Raw genomic sequence first — 1,177 nt, 5'->3', positions numbered from 1 at the left:
TGTGGGAGATTCTATGTTGCAGGACAACCCTGCAGCGGTCGATTCGGTCGGTATTCGCTCTGGTTTTTCATCAGGGCGAACGCCACCCGGGCGAGTTTGCGGGCAAGGATTACCAGGGCCTGAGTCTTCTTGAAACCTCTGGCCAGGTACCCTTCATAAAATGGTTTCCAGGTCGCTGAACGACAAGCTGCCATGGCCGAGTTGTGGGCTAGACGCCGTATTTCCGGATCCCCTTTCTTGGTCAGACTGCGACTCCCCGTCTTTTTTCCCGAGTCGTCGACCCTCAAGTCCATGCCCAAAAAAGCGATGAAGGCATTGCTGTCCTTAAACTCGCCACGCAAAAAAGCCGTCGCAAATCCGGTTGCCGTCAGTACGCCGACGCCTTCAATGGCCTTGCAACGCTCAATATTTTCGGCGGCTCCGGCCTCTTTGCTCAGGTCACGCAGCTTTTTTTGAATGACCAAATCCGAGTGCTTAAACGCCTCCATCAGGCATTTCAGCTCTTCTTCCAGGCGCGGCTCATTGGCCCAGCTCTGAGTCAGACTGACGCGCGCCTTGATCAGCGCTGCTCGTCGATGAAGCAGGCTTTGCAGGGCCTTGTAAGCCTTGGGGGGCGGACTCCAAGCGCGTAGCCCACCCTGTTCATGCGCCAGATACCGAGCCAGAAGASGGGCATCGCACGGGTCATTTTTGGCCCGTTGGCCGACACCGAGGCGGTAATGACTCAAGCGATAACCGTCCACGACGTAGACCTGATGACCCAACTCATGGGCCAACTCAACCGTGTCCAAGTGGTAAATGTTGGTRGCCTCGACGGCAATGCCGCTTTTGGCGGGCAGCGTCTTGAGCCAGCGGTTGAGTGCTGCACGATTATTGGGGATGGCTTGTGTGGTTTGCAGATCGGCGCGATAGACGAGCACCTCAGCCTTGGCCACATCAACACCCACGACCGTTTGCGAAGTAAGGATTGTCATGACGAATCCTCGGAGCTAGGGTTTAAGAGCTTGTTGGGGTCTACCGTTGCGCTGGCTTGTCTCTATCGTCGGCCTTGCCGATGAATTCCTTATTGGCGCTTTTGGGTAGAAGGGGTGGGACGAAGTCTCCCACGGTCTGTACTGGCTAGAGTCAGAATCGGGCTTTTAGTCCCACCCACCCCTTCAAGTCTAAACATACAAGC

The 1,177-nt window shown here is 55.8% G+C and carries 1 protein-coding gene; it reads right to left on the bottom strand.

Annotation, left to right across the window (positions count from 1 at the left end):
- Nucleotides 1-11: 11 nt before the first annotated feature.
- The gene (locus tag AC1DIH_RS28095; protein ID WP_477774080.1) at nucleotides 12-974 is read right to left on the bottom strand and encodes an IS110 family transposase; all 963 of its coding nucleotides are present in this window, start codon (nucleotides 972-974) and stop codon (nucleotides 12-14) included.
- Between the last annotated feature and the right edge of the window lie 203 nt (nucleotides 975-1,177).

This window comes from Pseudomonas sp. 05N36, assembly GCF_056397385.1.
The sequence above is the reverse complement of the archived record's forward strand: the minus strand, read 5'-3'. Positions and strand labels throughout refer to the sequence as shown.